Origin of the sequence: Frateuria sp. YIM B11624 (genome assembly GCF_049727805.1) — a bacterium.
GTDB lineage: Bacteria > Pseudomonadota > Gammaproteobacteria > Xanthomonadales > Rhodanobacteraceae > Frateuria_A.
Genome location: NZ_JBCNYA010000037.1, coordinates 1 through 15,590, shown reverse-complemented (window position 1 = coordinate 15,590; position 15,590 = coordinate 1). Strand labels below are relative to the sequence as shown.

Here is a 15,590-nt window from a genome sequence, read left to right as displayed (position 1 = left end):
CCGCGTCGCATGACCGTCGCGGTGTTCGGGGCCAGCGGCCAGATCGGCCACTTCCTGCTGCCGCGCCTGCGCGCGCGCGGTGAACCGGTGATCGCGGTGAGCCGCCGCTCGCATGCCGATGGTGAGGGCGTGCACTGGCTCGAAGGCGGCCTGCCCGACGGCGTGCCCGCGTTGCCGCCGGTCAGCGCCATCGTCAGCTTCGGCCCGTTGCAAGCGTTCGCGCGCTGGCTTGCGGCCGCGGCACCGTCCAACGCCCCGCGGATCGTCGCCACCAGCTCGATGAGCGCGCAGAGCAAGGCCGAATCGCCGGTGCCCGCCGAGCGCGAGATCGCGCGCCAGCTCCAGCAGGGCGAAGCGGAACTGGCCGCCGCCTGCGCGGCGCTGGGCTGTGGCTGGACCGTGTTGCGGCCCACGTTGATCTATGGCGCCGCGCGCGACAAGAGTCTTACCCCGCTGGCCCGGCGCGCCATGCGTATGCGCGTCTTCGCGTTGCCCGCGGGCAGCGGCCTGCGCCAGCCGGTGCATGCCGACGACATCGCACTGGCGGCGCTGGCGGCGATCGACCGCCCCGCCAACCGCGTGTTGATGCTCGGCGGCGGCGAGCGGCTGCCCGCCAGCGAAATGTTCGCCCGCGTCCACCGCAGCCTGCCGGTCGCCACGCTGCCGCTGCCGTTGCCCGCATGGATGCTGCGCTTGGCGCGCCACGCGGTGCCGCGGCTGCGCGGGCCGCTGATGCGGCTGGAGTCGGACCTGGTCGCCGACAACGGCGAATTGGAACGCCTGCTCGGCGTGCATCCACGCCCGTTCCGGCCCGACGAGACCTGCTGGCGTCCCTGATCGGGTCCGCGAGGGGAAGGCTCGGACAAGTGGACCGCGCTTCGAATCCTTCCCCCGTGAACGGGGGAAGGTGCCCGCAGGGCGGATGGGGGAAGCCTTGCGATAGGCACCACCCAGGCATCGCCTCCAGAACACCCCCATCCGCCTGTCGGCACCTTCCCCCGCGTCCGCGGAGGAAGGCTCGGCTTTGTGGACCGCGCTTCGAATCCTTCCCCCGTGAACGGGGGAAGGTGCCCGCAGGGCGGATGGGGGAAGCCTGGCGAAAGGCCCACCTGGGTATCGCGTCCAAGAGCGCCCCCATCCGCCTGTCGGCACCTTCCCCCGCGTTCGCGGAGGAAGGCTCGGCTTTGTGGACCGCGCTTCGAATCCCTCCCCCGTGAACGGGGGGAAGGATCGAAGCGGGCCGTCCGCCTCTGCCCGGAAATCGTCACGCGCGGGCCATCCCGGCGCCTCGCCCGCGGGCCCGCGTTCAGATGCGCGCGGGGTGGCACGCCCTATGATCGGGTTTACCTTGGATCCAGGTTCCCGACCTTGGCACTGAACTCCCGCATGGGCGCGTTCGCGCGCCACGCCTGGCGCTGGCTGCGCATCCCGTTCTGGGTGGTGCTTGGCCTGGGTCTGGGCTTCCTGCTGCCGTACACGCTGATCCTCAACAAGCGCGTGCAGGACCGCTTCAACGACCTGGTCTTCGCCGTGCCCACGCGCGTCTACGCGCGGCCGCTGGAGCTGGCGCAGGGCGTGCCGATGTCGCCCTCCGCGCTGGAACTGGAACTGACCTTCGCCGGCTACACCCACGACGCCAACGGCAAGGTGCCGGGGAGCTGGACGCGCAACGGCAGCCGCTACGTGATCTCCTCGCGCGGCTACGCCGGCCCGGACGGCGGCGAGCTGCCCAAGCGCATTCGCGTGACGCTGGGCAAGGGCCAGGTCGACGCGGTGGCCGACGCCACCAGCGGCGAGCCGATCAAGCTCGCCCACCTCGACCCCGCGCGCATCGCCACCGTCTACGGCGCACAGCAGGAAGAGCGCCGCATCGTGCGCCTGGCCGACGTGCCGCCGCTGCTGGTCAAGGGCCTGCAGGCGGTCGAGGACCGCGACTTCAAGCATCACATCGGGCTGGATTTTTCCGCCATCCTGCGCGCCGCCTTCGCCAACCTGCGCGCCGGCCACACCGTGCAGGGCGGCTCCACGCTGACCCAGCAGCTGGTGCGCAACCTGTTCCTGGACCGCAACCAGAACCTGGTGCGCAAGTTCAACGAGGCGCTGCTCTCGCTGCTGATCGAGGCGCACTACTCGAAGGACCGCATCCTCGAGGCCTACATCAACGAAGTGTTCCTGGGCCAGCAGGGCAACCAGGCCGTGCACGGCTTTGCGGCGGGTGCGGAGTTCTACTTCGGTCGCCGCATGGAAGACCTGCGGCCGCAGGAGATCGCGCTGCTGGTCGGCATGGTCAAGGGCCCGAGCTACTACGACCCGCGCCGCTTCCCCAAGCGCGCGCTGGAACGGCGGAACCTGGTGTTGAAGGAGTTCTACGACACCGGCCTGCTCGACGCCAACCAGGCCAACGCCGCGCAGGCGGCGCCACTGGACATCGCCTCCAGCGCGCAACTGCCGCACAACCGCTTCCCGGCCTTCATGCAACTGGTGCGCGCGCAGATCACCAACGATTTCGACGACGAGACGCTGCGCGACGGCAAGCTGTCGATCTTCACCACGCTCGATCCCGCCGCCCAGCTCTACGCCGAGCAGGCGGTCGCCAATTCGCTCAAGGGCATGGGCAAGCGCGGCGACAAGGTGCAGGCGGCCGGCGTGGTGACCGACACGCGTACCGGCAACGTGCTGGCGGTGGTCGGCAGCAAGTCGCCCGGCGACACCGGCTTCAACCGCGCGCTGGACGCGCGCCGGCCGATGGGCTCGCTGGTCAAGCCGTTCGTCTATCTGGTCGCGCTGACCGATCCGGCGCACTGGAACCTGGGCACGCCGCTGGACGATTCGCCCATCATGCTGCGCCAGCCCAGCGGCAAGACCTGGATACCGCAGAACGACGACAACCAGTCGCACGGCTTCGTGCCGATGGTCGACGCGCTGGCGCATTCGTGGAACCTGGCAACCATCCACCTGGGCCTGGCGGTGGGCGTGCCGCGGGTAAAGGCGTTCCTCGAATCGTTCGGCCTTACCGACGTCAACCCGAGCCCGTCGATGCTGATCGGCGCGGTCGACCTGTCGCCGTTCCAGGTCGCCCAACTCTATGAATACCTCGCCGCCGACGGCCACGCGCTGCCGCTGCTGGCGGTACGCGGCGTGGTCGACGGCAGCGGCCACACCATCAAGCGCTACGAGGTCGAGGGCGGCAAGGGCGAGTACCAGGAAGCGGTGCGCCTGATCACCTGGGCGATGCAGCAGGTGGCCGATTACGGCACCGCGCACAGCCTGGGCGATTCCTCGCTGGCCTGGCTCAACGCCGCCGGCAAGACCGGCACCAGCAACGACATGCGCGACAGCTGGTTCGCCGGCTTCACCGCCGACCGCCTGGCGGTGTTCTGGATGGGTCGCGACGACAACAAGCCGACCGGCCTGTTCGGCGCCACCGGCGGCCTGCGCGCCTGGCAGGACCTGTTCCGCCACCTGCCCACGCGGCCGCTCTCCGCGGCGCCGGGCGAAGGCCTGGAAATGGCCTGGATCAATCCGACCGATGGCAAGCCGACGCAGCCGGAGTGCGAGGGCGCGCGGCAGTTCCCGGTCGTCGCCGGCTCGCTTCCGCCGGAAACCGAAGGCTGCTTCTGGCAGCGCATCGGCGACATGTTCAACGGCGATGGCGCGCCCGCGCCGGCTGCCACCACTCAACCCTGATTTTCATTCGCCTGGTTTCCTTCGCCTGATTTTCTTCGCCCGAACTTCTTCGCCCGAGATCCTTTCGATGTCCGCCGTTGCACGCTATCGCCTCGCCACTCCCGCGCTCGCCGCCCTGCTGCTCGCCGGCTGCTTCAACGCGCCGCCGCAGGAGGAGCGGCCGGTCCGGCCGGCCTACGACATGGTCGCGGCGATCCGCGCCGCCGGCGCGCGCGAGCAGTCGGTGATCGACGTGGCGCCGCTGCGTGATCCTGGCGTCAGTGCGTGGCAGGACGCCGCCCAGGCCGACGAACGCGCCGGCCGCTACACCGATGCCGCGGCCAAGCTCGACCAGGCGCTCAAGCTCAATCCCGACTCGCCCGACCTGCTGCAGGACCGGGCCGAAGTCGCCATCCGCCTGCATGACTACGCGGGCGCCGAACGGCTCGCGCGGCAGTCCTGGTCGCTCGGTCCGCAACTGGGTCCGCTGTGCGCGCGCAACTGGCAGACGGTGGTGGAAATGCGTCTGCAGGCCGGCGACGAAGCCGGCGCCGCCGCCGCCCGCAAGGGTGTGCAGGGGTGCCACAAGGAAGGTGTGCCGCGCTATTGAGCGGCGCTCGCGCGTCTCACTCCGCCTTCGTTCCCACAACCACGATCCGCATCTTCGCGAGCCCCGGCCCCTCACCCCAACCCTCTCCCCGGAGGGGAGAGGGAGCAAGGCGGTTCCCGCGCGGGTCTTGCTCGAGGCTGCTGCTTCTGGCTCCCTCTCCCCTGCGGGGAGAGGGCTGGGGTGAGGGGCCGGGGCTCGCCTCAGGCGATGACCGAAGCCGAATGAAAATCAGCCCGCGGCAGCCTCGAACCGCACCACCTCAGAACATCGCCACCAGCACCAACACCAGCCCGGCGATGCTCACCGCCCACACCAGCGTGCGCACGTACGGAATCCCCGCCGCATAGATCGGCACGTAGACCAGCCGTCCCCAGAAATACAGTTGCGCGCCCAGCGCGCTGGTCGCGTCCTGCCGCCCCGTCGCCACCACCGCGAGCACCAGCGCCGCGAAGAACGCGAAGGTCTCCAGAAAATTCGCGCGTGCGCGATCCAGCCGCCCGGCCACGCCGGTCAATACTGCCGGCGGCTCATCGCGCGAACTGGCCGCCCAGGCCGTCCCGCGCTGTCCCATCCCCGCCACGGCGGCGACGAGAATCTGCACCAGCCCGAGGATCACGCTCCACACCAGCATGCGGATTTCGATGCTCACGGTTTGCTCCTTCGGTTGGACGAGGCGGATGGTGATCCACTCGGTGGACTGAAGCTACCGTCGTGCACGATCAAAGCTCGGCGGCGATCCGCCATTCGCTTCGTAATACGGCTGCATAGGACTGGCCAGGTGCAGGATCGCCACCGATCGCCTCTCGCACCGCCTGGGCGCGCGCCGCGCGTGCGGGCAGTCCGGGACGTCGCGGGACTTCACCGACGACCTGCCACCGACCGGATGCGAACTCGTGCAGCACCACGAACCAGGCGCGTGGTGTCGGGGAGGGGACGGTCGGCTTGGACATGGCAGATCCCGCATTCTCGGTGACATGTCCAGACATCATGGCATGCGCCTCGAATGCGGCCGCCAACTCCCGCAAACCATGCGCGGTGCAACGGCTCAGCGCGCTATGTCCGGCCGCAGGTGGAGAACCAGTCCCGCGCACACCAGGCCGAAGCCGACCCGCGGCGCGACGAACGCCACCAGCCCGGCCATCGCGAAGATCGCCAGCGCCGCGAGCGACCGCCGCCGGGCCAGGCGGCGCGTGCGTTCGGCCACGCGCTCGGCGTCGGCCAGCACCTGCCGCTCGAACAGGTTGTAGGCGATGTCGATGCACACGAAGAGACCCGCGTAGAACACCACCGGCGCCGACGCCAGACCGGTACGCGCGACCCATGACGTGGCGAAGGGCAGCAGCGACACCAGGAACAGGTGCAGGAAATTCGTCCACATGAAGCCGAGCGTCGGCGGACCGGCCAGGCGCATCAGGTGATGGTGGTTGATCCAGATCACCGCGATGAACAGGTAGCTCACCACGTAGCTGATGGCCGTCGGCCACAGCGGCAGCAGCGCCGAGAACGCCGCCACGTCGGGCGCTTTCAGTTCCAGCACCATGATCGTCACGATCACCGCGAACACCGCGTCGGAGTAGCCGGCCAGCCGGTGCGCGGTCGCCTTTTCCTCAGCCATGGCGCTTCCCCGAGTCGCGGGTGGATGGAAGGCAGCCATGGTGCGCCGGCATGGCCATGCTCGCCAGTGCGCGCGCGCACCGGCTCGGCGATACTTGGCGGATGACCGATCCCGACGACATCGGCGCGCTGCTCGACGCCGACGGCCCGTTCGCCCGTGAGCTGCCGAACTTCGCCCCGCGCCTGGCGCAGCAGGCGATGGCGCGCGCGGTCGCCGATGCGATCGCCAACCGCGACACGCTGGTCGCCGAAGCCGGCACCGGCACCGGCAAGACCTACGCCTACCTGGTCCCGGCATTGCTCTCCGGCGAGCGGGTGATCGTCTCCACCGGCACCAAGGCGCTGCAGGACCAGCTCTTCTTCCGCGACCTGCCGAAGGTGCGCGCCGTGCTCGGCACCCGCGGCAAGGCCGCGCTGCTCAAGGGCCGCGCCAATTACCTGTGCCTGTACCGGCTGGACCAGACCGTGCGCGAGGGCAGTACCTTCGAGCGCACGGAGGCCTCGCAACTGGCGGCCATCCGCGCGTGGTCGGCGCGCACCCGCGCGGGCGACCGCATGGAGCTGGCCGAGGTGCCGGAGGAATCGGGGCTGTGGCCGCGCGTTACCTCCACGCCGGAAAACTGCGTCGGCGTCGAGTGCCCGTTCTTCGACGACTGCCACGTGGTCAAGGCGCGCCGCGAAGCGCAGGAGGCGGACCTGGTGGTGGTCAACCACCACCTGCTGTTCGCCGACCTGGCGCTCAAGCAGGAGGGCTTCGGCGAGATCCTGCCCGGCGCCGGCGCCTTCATCCTCGACGAGGCGCACCAGGTGCCGGAGCTCGCCGGGCAGTTCTTCTCGCAGAGCGTGAGCGCGCGCCAGCTCGCCGACCTCGCCGCCGACACGTTGCGCGAATGCAACGGCGTGACTGGCGCCATCGGCCTGCTGCTCGAACCGGCCGAGGCCTTGCAGGGGGAATTGCGCCGCCTGCGCCTGGCGATGGACGCGCTGCCCGCGCGCGGACCGTTCCAGCAACTGGACGCGCTGGCCGCCGTGCACGAGGGCCTGCGCGACCTCGGCGAACTGCTCGCTGCCTTCACCGACCTGCTGGCCTCGCAGGCCGAACGCTCGCGCGGCCTGGCCAATGCGCACGAACGCGCCGCCGCGCTCACCGAGCGGCTCGACCGCATCGTCGAGGGTGGCGGCGAGCAGGACGTGCGCTGGTACGAACTGTTTCCGCACGGTTTCGCGCTGCACGCCACGCCGCTGGACCTGGCCGCACCGCTGCGCGCCATGCGCGAACGTACCCAGGCGGCGTGGATCCACACCTCCGCCACGCTCTCGGTCGCCGGCAGCTTCGACCACTTCGCCCGCCAGCTCGGCCTGGATGATCCGCAGACGCTCAACCTGGACAGCCCGTTCGATTACGCCCGCCAGGCGCTGTGCTACCTGCCCGCGGGCCTGCCGGACCCGGGCGCACGCGACCACACCGAGCGCGTGATCGAGGCCGCGCTGCCGGTGCTCGAGGCCTCCCACGGCCGCGCCTTCCTGCTGTTCACCTCGCACCGCGCGCTGCGTCGTGCGGCCGAGCTGCTCGCCGACCGCGTGCCGTGGCCGCTGTTCGTGCAGGGCAGCGCGCCGCGCCATCAGTTGCTGGAGGATTTCCGCGCCAGCGGCCACGGCGTGCTGCTCGGTGCGGCCAGCTTCTGGGAAGGCGTCGACGTCGCCGGCGAGGCGCTCAGCGTGGTGGTGATCGACAAGCTGCCCTTCGCCGCACCCGACGATCCGGTGCTGCAGGCGCGCCTGGATGCGCTGGAGCAGTCGGGCATCAACCCGTTCATGGGGTGGCAGGTGCCGGCCGCCGCGATCGCGCTCAAGCAGGGCGCCGGCCGGCTGATCCGCGACGTGCACGACCGCGGTGTGCTGATGCTGTGCGACCCGCGCCTGACCACCAAGGGTTACGGGCGCCTGTTTCTCGCCAGCCTGCCGCCGATGCCCCGCACGCGCGAACTGGCGGACGTGCGGGGGTTTTTCGACGTTGCGCCCGCGGCGAGCGCCGCCGCGGGCGGTTGATGGAGCCCAGGCGCGCAAGCCCGGCGCACAGGCGGATCGGACGCAGGTCACCCCATGCCGTGTGGCATGCGGCTAATCTGCGCCGGACCGGTCCGTGCGGGCAGGCTGTCCGGAGGTGACGAGGATGAAGTGGGAACAGCGGTTACGCCGTCTCAGCGTCGCCCAGCGCCTGGCGCTTTTCCTGCTCCTGGTGCTGCTGCCGCTGGTCGCGCTGAGCGTGGTCAGCGTGGCGGTGCTCAACGAGCAGGAAGCGGCTTTCAGCGAATCGGTGGAGGAGTCGGTCACCACGCTGCTGCCGCTCAGCACGCTCGAGCACTACCTGCAGCGCGCGCTGGTCGATGAGCTGGAAGAACAGACCGGCGAATCCACGCCCAACTTCGCTGCGCTGTCGGACACCATCGACAAGACCTTCGCCGGCATCGAGGCCGTCGACCGCGGCAGCGGCATCGCCTCGGAAGTGGACGAGGCCCAGCAGGCCTGGGCCAGCGCGCGTCCCTCGGTGCGGCGCCTGATCGAACAGGTCAGGCGATTGCCCAGGGGTCCAGCCGACGCCGCGGCCGATGCGCGTGCGCAGACCGAACTGCAGGCGGCCATCGACGATGTCGCCCAGGCCCGCCGCCAGCTCACCGCCGTGGTCAAGGGCCGCTACCTGCGGGCGATCGCCGAGCGCCACCGGCAGCTGCGCTGGCTGGTCGCCGGGTGGGCGCTGACCCTCCTCGCAGCCGGGTTGCTGGTGACGGTATTCGTGCGCTCGCTGCTGCGGCCGATCCACGAGCTGGGCCGTGCCGCGCGCAGCATGGGCGAGGGTGTGCCCGGCGTGCGCGCGCCGGTCACCGGCAGCGACGAGCTGACCCTGCTGGCCGAGCGTTTCAACGAGATGGCGACCTATTGGGAAGCCTCGCGGCAGAGCCTGCTGACCGAAGCGGCGCAGGACCCGTTGACCGGCGTGCTCAACCGCCGCGGCGTGCTGGCTGCGCTGGAGACCGACCTGGCCACGCACGCGCGCGAGCAGGCGCCACTCAGCCTGTTCATGGTCGACCTGGACCGCTTCAAGGCGATCAACGACCAGTTCGGCCACAGCGCCGGCGACCGCGCGTTGGTCTGGGTGGTGGCGCGGCTGCGCGAGATGCTGCGCGAGGGCGACCGGCTGGGCCGCTACGGCGGCGACGAGTTCCTGGCGGTGCTTCCACGCACGACGCTGGCGCAAGCCCAGGACATCGCACGGCGCATCGAGGCCAGCCTCAACGAGGCGGCCGCGCGCGAGTCCGCGCGGCCCGGCGCCAGCATCGGCATCGGCGCCGCGCCCGAGCACGGCTGGGAGGCCGCCTCGCTGATCGACGCGGCGGACCGCATGCTCTACGCCCGCAAGGGCCAGCGCCGGACGGATGCGGATACGGGGCGGCGTTCCACTTCGGCCGCCGGCTGACGTGCCGGCTCGGCTGACCGCCGCGCCCGCTTTCGCGAACTAGCGCTAGCGCAGCGACATCACCGGGCGGCTGCGCGTCGCCTGGCGGCGGCGGTCGGTGCGTTCGCAGGCTGTGGATAGAGCCGGAGAAAATCCGCGGCGGCCGTTCGCGCCCGCTCGTCGATCTCCTTCGCGCCTGGTGCCGTGCGCAGGCGCAACAGCATGCCCATCATCAGGTCGCCCCAGAGCAGCGCGAGAAAGCGGCCGGCCATGTCGGCCGGGGCGCCGGCACCGACCAGCCCGGCCGACTGGGTTTGCGCGAGGATCTCGCGCACCGTCGTGCAGATCGCCTGGCGGGCGGTCTGGAGCGTCGCGGCCACCTCCGGCGCGCGCGGTGCTTCGGTGATCGCGAGCCGGAACACTGCCATCACCGCCGGATCGCTGACCTCGCGCAGGACGGTCGCGCCGAGACCTGAGAGTACGGTGGCGAGTTCTTCCCGGTCGCTTGGTCGAGGCAGTTGGCCGGGCAGCCGCATGCGTCCCGCGCGATCGGCGATGCATGCCGCCAGCATCGCCTGCTTGCTGCCGAACAGCGCGTACAGCTCGCGCTTGGAGACCTGCGCGCGCGTGGCGATCTTCAAGGTGCTGGCCTGGGTGTAGCCGTGCTCCATGAAGGACTCCATCGCGGCGCGCAGGATCCGCTCGCGCGCCGGCGTTGGACCGGATTCGACGATCGCCTGCTTCTTCACGGAAAGCCTCTTGCGTTGGTACTGGATGGTACCGTAGCATGCCGGCACTGGTACTTGGCGGTACCAAGGACGCTCCGCCGAGCCCGAAAGCCCACCGCCGCGGGAGTCCTCCATGTCACCGGCAAACATCTTTACCCTCCAGCTCGTGCTGGGCTACGTCGCCTGGCTGCTCTGCTATCGGGCATACCTCTGGCCCCGGCTCAAGACGATGGACCCAGTCGACGCGCACCGCGCCATCGCAACCCTGCACAGCTTCCGGTTCTTTGGCCTGGTCTTCGTGATACCGGGAGTCGTGGGCTCGCATCTGCCTGGCAGTTTCGCCGGGTTGGCCGCATACGCCGACCTGGCTACCGGGGTGCTGGCGATCCTCGCGCTTCTGGCCGTGAGGCTGCGGCCGCTGTTCTGGCTGTTCGTGGTCGCCTTCAACGTCGTGGGCATTGCCGACCTGCTGGTGGACTACTACCACGCCGTCCATGCCCATCTTCCGGACGTGGCGGGAGAGCTGGGCGCCGCCTACGTCATCCCGGTGATCTACGTGCCGCTGCTGATGATCACGCACGTGGCCGCGTTCTATCTGCTGGCGCGTCCGCCGGCCCGGCAGCCCGCGGTGCAGGCCGCGCGGGCTGCTGCCGCGTGAGGACCGGCCGACCTTCGCGGAAACCCTGCTCTCCGCGGGTGTCCGGCGCTCGCTAGCGTACCCAGATCACGCATCCAACCTTTGCGTCGATGCGGCGCACCCACGGGTGCGGTTCCGTGCGGCTATGGCGCGTATGCGCTGGATTGCCAGGCTGTCCGGAGCCGCGCGATGCGCTTGCATGCGGTCTTCACGCCGGTGGGTTTATTGGCCTCCGGCGGCGCGCGCAGGCGCCCGTGTCGGGCCACCAGCGGGGGCTGGGGGCCTGCGTTGCAGGTTCACGCCAGCCATCGGGGACGCCAGCCATGCGCGCCATACCGCTTTCGTTCGCGGCCATGCTGTCCGTAGCAGTAGGGCTTGGCGGGGTGCTGTGGTCGGCGGCGCAGGCGCAGTCGACGCCACAGGCAACGCCCGCGCCGGCGGCGAGCCAGCCCTCCAGCGGGCTGAGCCAGTCCGACATCGCGCGCATGCTGCCGGCCACCGACATGGGAGCCGGCGCCTTCCGCAAGGACGACCCGCACCTGCAGCAGGTCGACGACAGCCCGGCCACACCCTTCGATGCCGCACCGATCCCGCACAACCCGCTGGCGCCCGACGCCGATCCGGTAGGCGCGAAAACCTGCATCGCCTGCCATTCGCTGGAGGACATGCACGCCGCCCACTCGCTGCACGTGCAGTCGTTCAACGCCGGCGCCGCCCACAGCGGGCCGCAGGCGGCCTGCGAAAGCTGCCACGGCCCCGGCTCGGAGCACGCGAAGAACCCGGCGCAGCCAGGCTCGATCATCGCCTTCACCCACGACGCCAAGACCGACGTGCACACCCAGACCACGGTCTGCCTGGGCTGCCATGCCGGCGGCGCGCGCCAGCACTGGCTCGGCTCGGTGCACGAGGCGCGCGGGCTGTCCTGCAGCGACTGCCACAACCCGATGGCGCGGCTGTCGCCCGAAGGCGTGCTGGCCAAGCCCACGATCAACGAGGTCTGCGCCACCTGCCACAAGGACATCATGGCCAAGTTCAACCGGCGCTCGCACATGCCGCTGCCGGAAGGGCAGATGGCCTGCACCGATTGCCACAACCCGCACGGCACGCTGACCCGTCCGCTGCTGAAGACCGACACGGTCAACGAGACCTGCTACACCTGCCACGCCGAGAAGCGCGGACCGTTCCTGTTCGAACACGCACCGGTGCGCGAGAACTGCCTCAACTGCCACGACCCGCACGGCTCCAACCAGCAGACCCTGCTGGTGGCGCCGGTGCCGATGCTGTGCCAGCAGTGCCACACCATGACCCGCCACCCGAACGACCTGCAGGTGCCGACCAACCTCGGCCGCGGGCCGAACCCGGACGAGCGCCTGATGGGCCGCGCCTGCCTGACCTGCCACACCAACATCCACGGCTCGAACAACCCTTCGGGCTCGCGCTTCCACAAGTAGGAACGGACGGGGGAGGAGTACGCCATGCGCACGATCCATCCGATGTCCCGCGCCATCCTCCTCGCGCTGCTCGCCGGCGCGCCGCTGGCGCACGCCAGCGACGGCAGCGACACCATGCGCGTGGGCGACATGCAGTACGGCAACGGGCTGGACCCGCGCGGCTGGTCGCCGCTGATGACGCCTGATCCGGACGGCATGTCGTGGCTGCACCCGGGCATGCTGCGCACGCCCAGCGGCGCGCTGTATCCGTATCCGTACGACCTGGCCGGCAAGCCGCTGGGGCAGGGCGGCGATTGGACCTACTGGGGCCTGCTGCAACTGGGCTACATCCACCTGGGCGGCGACAGCAACGCGGAATTCTTCCGCCAGTACACCGACTGGAAGAACGGCGCGGCACTGGGCCTGCTCGCGCTGGGCTTCGACAACCCGAGGACCGGCAGCTACGTCGAATTCCGCGGCAGCCGCCTGAGCGGCAACGACCAGTACTACCGCCTGCGCGCCGGTCGCTACGGGCACTACAAGGTCGAGGCGTTCTACCGCGACATCCCGCACACGGTGTCGACCAATGCCTTCCCGATCTGGGACGGCATCGGCAGCAGCAACCTCACCCTGCCGGCCGGACTCACGCCGGGCGGCAGCACGATCGCCGCCGTGCAGCAGGCTTCCGCAGCCGCGCCCAGGCGCACGATCGGGCTGACCCGCACGCGCACGGGCCTCAGCCTCGAAGGCGAGCTCTATCGCGACTGGATCGGCTTCGCCTCGATCACCAGCGAGAAGCGCGACGGCACGCGGCTGTGGGGCGGGCCGATGTTCTTCAACTACCCGTTCTTCACCGACACCGGCTCGCCGTTCGGCGGCGACGGCGGCATCATGGAGACGGTCCGGCCGATCGACTTCACCACCACCGACGTCAACCTCGGCCTGCGCCGGGTCGGCAAGCTGTGGCACTTCAACGCGCTCTACAACGGCTCGTTCTTCCGCGACCACAAGGGCTACCTGGACTACCAGAACCCGTTCCTGATCCACAACGTGGTCGGCGTACCCAACGTGGCGCCGGTGGTCAACGGCGAGTATTCGCTGGAGCCGGACAACGACTACCACAACCTGCGCCTGGAGTTGTCGCGCGAACTGAAGTGGCGCGGCGAACTCTCGCTGGCCGCCGCCTACGGCACCATGCGCCAGGACGACGACCTGTTGCCGCCGGTCAACTGCACCGGCACGCTGGGCTTCTCTGCCGGCCCGCTGCAGCAGCTGATCCCGTGCGACCTGTGGAACACACCGGCCGCGCTCTCGCGCCCCACGGGCAACGCGCGCATCGACACCCAGCTCCTCGACGCCAAGCTGACCTTCCATCCCGGCCGCAACTTCGGCTGGCACGCCGACCTGCGCTACTACGACGAGGACAACAAGACCCGCTACCTCGCCTACAACCCACTCACCGGGCAGTACGGCTACATCTCCGAGAACGGCGCGCAGGGCAGCGTGGTGCCGGGCGAGACCGGCATCTTCGACAACGGCTACTACGCGAGCTCCAACGTACAGATCGCCAGCGTGCCGTTCGGCTACCGCGATACGCTGCTGGAACTGGGCGCCGACTGGAACGTGGGCGAGTCCGATTCGCTGAGCCTGGTCTACACATTCGACCACAACCAGCCGCGCCACCGCGAGCGCACGCGGCTGGACGAGCAGCGCATCAAGCTCTCCTGGGTCAGCCGTTCGCTCGGCGCCGCGACGCTGCGCGCCAGCTTCGAATACGGCGACCGCAGCGGTGGCGCGTACAACTACGACCCGTACGAGGCGTACTACTCCAAGTCGCTGCCGGGCTTCGTCAACGCCGGGGGCATCCCGCCGCCCGCGTTCACCGTCGATGCCATGCGCAAGTACGACATGAGCGACCGCAAGGAAACCAAGGCGCGGGTGATCCTGCTCTATCCGCTGGGCGACAGCAGCACGGTGTCGGCCACCTTCTACGGCAACCGCGACCAGTACGACGCGCTGGTCGGCCGGCAGGACACGCGCACCACCGGTTTCACCGGCGAGTGGGACTGGCAGCCGGCGCCGCACACCAACGCCAGCGTCTATATCGGCGCCGAGACCACGCGGCTCAAGCTCGCCAACGTGGCCGACAACGAATCGGTCGTCGGCGCAGTCGGCCGCGACGATCCCAGCTTCGGCGGCCCGCTCTATCCGCTGGAGAACTACTGGCACGACCTGGACCGCGAACGCGACTACAACGCCGGCATCACCTTCGCCCACGACTTCGGACGGGTGAAGCTGGACCTGGCGTGGAACTACACCCAGTCGCTCTCGCAGCTCGGCTACGACTTCGCCTCGCCCGGCGCGCTGACCTTCCCGGACGCCGCGCCGCTGCTCGACGGCCGCTTCCCCGACAACCACTACCGCTCGAGCACCTTCGACGCGGGCCTGAGCTTCCCGGTCACCGAGAGCATCGGCGTACGGCTGTTCGGCCGCTACCAGAGCGGCAGCTTCCTCGACTGGCACTACCTGGGCTTCGACGACACGCTGGTCTACGACCACCGCGTCTACACCGACCGTGGCCCGCAGCTGCATTACCGCGCCACGCTGGTCGGCGCCATGCTCAGCATCAAGCTGTGAGGGCCACCGCATGAACCGCATACCGCTCCCGCTGCTGGCCATGTTGGTGCTCGCCTGGACCGCATTCCCAGCATGCGCCCAAGAGCCGGCCGCCACGCCGGCTGCGTCCGCATCCGCACCAGCCGCGGCTTCGTCGGCAACGTTCCTGGACCTGCGCGGACAGGCGCCGATCCAGGGCGACGCGTCCGCGGGCGCTGGCAAGGCCACCGTGTGCATGGCCTGCCACGGCCCGCAGGGCATCGCCGTCGCGCCCAACTTTCCCAACCTGGCCGGGCAATCGGCGACCTACCTCTACGTGCAGCTCAAGCAGTTCCACGACGGCCAGCGCACCGATCCGGTGATGAGCGGGCAGGCCGCGCCGCTCAGCGACACCGACATGCGCAACCTGGCCAGCCACTTCGCCTCGCTCGCGCCGAAGTCCGCCGGCCAGGGCGACGCCAGCTCGCGCGGCGCACAGATATTCCTTGCCGGCGATCCGTCCCGCGGCATTCCGCCCTGCCAGGGCTGCCACGGCGGCGATGCCCTGGGCCCGCGCGCGCAGCCGGGCAGGGCGCCGCATCCACCGTGGTCGACCATCCCGCGCCTGCGCGGGCAATCGGCGATCTACCTCACCAAACGCCTGACCGACTTCCGCAACGGCATCCGCCCCGGCAGCAGCAACACGCGGGTGATGGAAGGGGTGGCCGATACGCTGGATGATGCCGACGTACAGGCGCTGGCGGCGTATCTCTCCAGCCTCTGAGCACATGCCGTAGGGTGGGCTTCAGCCCACCAGCCCTTTCTGCAAGCGGGCCGGTGGGCTGAAGCCCACCCT

The 15,590-nt window shown here is 70.1% G+C and carries 13 protein-coding genes; 9 read left to right on the top strand and 4 right to left on the bottom strand.

Going from position 1 to position 15,590, the window contains the following annotated elements; all coding sequences use genetic code 11:
- The first annotated feature begins 9 nt into the window (after window positions 1-9).
- The 3 genes from AAIL17_RS15930 (at window position 10) to AAIL17_RS15920 (ending at window position 4,276) form a co-directional block, all read left to right on the top strand.
- Complete coding sequence (locus AAIL17_RS15930; protein ID WP_424683840.1) at window positions 10-837, top strand: SDR family oxidoreductase; 828 nt, start codon at window positions 10-12, stop codon at window positions 835-837.
- 549 nt (window positions 838-1,386) lie between these two features.
- Window positions 1,387-3,687: a penicillin-binding protein 1B gene (gene mrcB / locus AAIL17_RS15925; RefSeq protein ID WP_424683858.1), complete on the top strand. Its 2,301-nt coding sequence runs from the start codon at window positions 1,387-1,389 to the stop codon at window positions 3,685-3,687.
- A 67-nt stretch (window positions 3,688-3,754) separates the two neighbouring features.
- Window positions 3,755-4,276 (top strand): tetratricopeptide repeat protein, encoded by a 522-nt coding sequence (locus AAIL17_RS15920; protein WP_424683839.1) that lies wholly within the window; start codon window positions 3,755-3,757, stop codon window positions 4,274-4,276.
- A 259-nt stretch (window positions 4,277-4,535) separates the two neighbouring features.
- Here the strand turns inward: AAIL17_RS15920 and AAIL17_RS15915 are convergent, their stop codons facing one another.
- From AAIL17_RS15915 to AAIL17_RS15905, 3 genes are all read right to left on the bottom strand, one after another.
- Window positions 4,536-4,925, bottom strand: a complete 390-nt coding sequence (locus tag AAIL17_RS15915) for an MAPEG family protein (RefSeq protein WP_424683838.1) — start codon at window positions 4,923-4,925, stop codon at window positions 4,536-4,538.
- 70 nt (window positions 4,926-4,995) lie between these two features.
- Window positions 4,996-5,226 (bottom strand): hypothetical protein, encoded by a 231-nt coding sequence (locus tag AAIL17_RS15910; protein WP_424683837.1) that lies wholly within the window; start codon window positions 5,224-5,226, stop codon window positions 4,996-4,998.
- A 95-nt stretch (window positions 5,227-5,321) separates the two neighbouring features.
- Entirely contained in the window at window positions 5,322-5,891 is a 570-nt protein-coding gene (locus AAIL17_RS15905) for a TMEM175 family protein (RefSeq protein WP_424683836.1), read from the bottom strand.
- Window positions 5,892-5,947: 56 nt separating this feature from the next.
- Here AAIL17_RS15905 and AAIL17_RS15900 point away from each other — a divergent pair, with 56 nt between their 5' ends.
- Complete coding sequence (locus AAIL17_RS15900) at window positions 5,948-7,939, top strand: ATP-dependent DNA helicase (RefSeq protein WP_424683857.1); 1,992 nt, start codon at window positions 5,948-5,950, stop codon at window positions 7,937-7,939.
- A gap of 124 nt (window positions 7,940-8,063) precedes the next feature.
- Window positions 8,064-9,365: a diguanylate cyclase gene (locus AAIL17_RS15895; protein ID WP_424683835.1), complete on the top strand. Its 1,302-nt coding sequence runs from the start codon at window positions 8,064-8,066 to the stop codon at window positions 9,363-9,365.
- Window positions 9,366-9,424: 59 nt separating this feature from the next.
- Here AAIL17_RS15895 and AAIL17_RS15890 read toward each other — a convergent pair whose 3' ends face one another.
- Window positions 9,425-10,093 carry a TetR/AcrR family transcriptional regulator gene (locus AAIL17_RS15890; protein ID WP_424683834.1) on the bottom strand — a complete coding sequence of 223 codons (669 nt, stop codon included), beginning with the start codon at window positions 10,091-10,093 and terminating at the stop codon, window positions 9,425-9,427.
- A gap of 112 nt (window positions 10,094-10,205) precedes the next feature.
- Between AAIL17_RS15890 and AAIL17_RS15885 the strand changes: the two genes are divergently transcribed.
- The 4 genes from AAIL17_RS15885 to AAIL17_RS15870 all read left to right on the top strand — a co-directional run bounded on the left by AAIL17_RS15885 (window position 10,206) and on the right by AAIL17_RS15870 (window position 15,518).
- Complete coding sequence (locus AAIL17_RS15885; RefSeq protein WP_424683833.1) at window positions 10,206-10,730, top strand: hypothetical protein; 525 nt, start codon at window positions 10,206-10,208, stop codon at window positions 10,728-10,730.
- A gap of 302 nt (window positions 10,731-11,032) precedes the next feature.
- On the top strand, window positions 11,033-12,160 hold the full coding sequence (locus tag AAIL17_RS15880; protein ID WP_424683832.1) for a DmsE family decaheme c-type cytochrome: 1,128 nt from the start codon (window positions 11,033-11,035) through the stop codon (window positions 12,158-12,160).
- A gap of 24 nt (window positions 12,161-12,184) precedes the next feature.
- Window positions 12,185-14,776: an MtrB/PioB family outer membrane beta-barrel protein gene (locus AAIL17_RS15875; protein WP_424683831.1), complete on the top strand. Its 2,592-nt coding sequence runs from the start codon at window positions 12,185-12,187 to the stop codon at window positions 14,774-14,776.
- Between the two features lie 10 nt (window positions 14,777-14,786).
- Window positions 14,787-15,518, top strand: coding sequence for a c-type cytochrome (locus tag AAIL17_RS15870; RefSeq protein WP_424683830.1), 732 nt, complete (start codon window positions 14,787-14,789; stop codon window positions 15,516-15,518).
- Window positions 15,519-15,590: the final 72 nt, after the last annotated feature.